Origin of the sequence: Paraliobacillus sp. JSM ZJ581 (assembly GCF_044383835.1) — a bacterium.
Classification (GTDB): Bacteria; Bacillota; Bacilli; order Bacillales; family Amphibacillaceae; genus Paraliobacillus.
The window spans coordinates 1-1562 of the sequence record NZ_JBISEP010000067.1 but is presented as its reverse complement, the minus strand read 5'-3'; the positions used below and the strand labels follow the sequence as shown (position 1 = coordinate 1562).

Here is a 1562-nt window from a genome sequence, read left to right as displayed (position 1 = left end):
AAGGGGTGTACGCTATGAATAAAAAAGGATCAAGAAATATATTTATTGCGGTTTGTGTAGCACCAGCATTACTTTTACTTACGACGTTTATGATTACACCAACCATCGAAGTATTCCGCATGTCCATGTATCGTTGGGGCGGTTTCTCGAATACGAGAGCGTTTGTTGGTTTAGAGAACTTTAACGTGTTGTGGAATGACATGGACTTCATTCAATCGTTCCAAAATTCGATTTTATTAATTGTACTTGTAGCGATTATTACGTTGATCTTTGCGGTGTTCTTTGCAGCCGTATTAACGAAAGAACAAGTGAAGGGAGGAAACTTCTTCCGAATTATTTTCTATATACCGAACATCTTATCGATTGTTGTTATTGCGGGGATATTCTCAGCGATTTATGATCCGAAAAGTGGGTTACTAAACAGTATTTTAGGTGTGTTAAGCTTAGACACATTTGAACAGTTATGGTTAGGAAACCAAGCTATCGTTATTTACAGTATTGCCGGTGCTTTAGTATGGCAAGCAATTGGTTATTACATGGTGATGTATATGTCTGGGATGGCGAGTATTCCAGCGAGTTATTATGAAGCTGCATCGCTAGAAGGTGCTAATGGAATTACCCAATTCTTTCACATTACACTGCCACTCATTTGGAATAATATCCGAACGACATTAACTTTCTTTATTATTAGTACGATCAACCTCAGCTTTTTATTAGTAAAAGCAATGACAGGCGGAGGCCCGAACGGGTCAACAGAAGTATTCTTATCGTATATGTATGACCAAGCATATACAAACTCTACCTTTGGTTATGGGATGGCGATTGGCGTAGTCGTCTTCATCTTTTCCTTTGCCTTAGCCGCCATTGTCAGCAAAATTACTAAACGTGATGTACTAGAGTATTAAGGAGGTAAAACAGAGATGAAACAAACAAAAGGGTTAAGCACCGACACACTTTTTAAACTATTTAACTATGTCGCTTTGATTACCTTGGCAATAACGATTATTGTCCCGGTTGGATGGGTGTTTTTAGCTTCAATTAAGCAAAATGCGGAGTTTTATGAAAACCCATGGGCATTACCAGACGGTTTTTATTTTCAAAACTTTGTGGAAGCATTTGTCGAAGCACAGATGGGAGAGTACTTGTTAAATTCAGTCATTGTAACAGCGTTATCTTTACTGATTTTATTAGTTGTGGCTTTACCAGCAGCGTATGTGTTGTCACGTTTTCAATTTAGAGGAAGCAACTTCTTAAATGGCATTGTTAAAGCTGGATTATTTATTAACGTCAGTTATATCGCTGTACCAATCTTCTTAATGTTGTTGGATTGGGATGGTGCGATAAAAATGATACTTGGCGATCCATTCTTTTTAAATAATCGCTTTGTGTTAGCGATGATATATGCATCGACGGCGTTACCATTTACGATCTTTTTATTATCGAGTTATTTCCAGACGTTGCCATCTGATTTTGAGGAAGCAGCAAGCATCGATGGTGCAGGTTATTTCCGTACGATGTTTTCGGTTATGTTTCCGATGGCAAAGCCTAGTATTATTATTGTT

At 37.9% G+C, this 1562-nt stretch carries 2 protein-coding genes; both read left to right on the top strand.

Annotated features, from left to right (window positions below; all coding sequences use genetic code 11):
• Positions 1-905: carbohydrate ABC transporter permease (locus tag ACH6CY_RS15655; RefSeq protein WP_483874869.1), on the top strand; the 905-nt coding region annotated here is incomplete at its 5' end.
• Between the two features lie 15 nt (positions 906-920).
• A partial coding sequence (locus ACH6CY_RS15650) for a carbohydrate ABC transporter permease (RefSeq protein ID WP_374068236.1) occupies positions 921-1562 on the top strand: 642 nt, incomplete at its 3' end.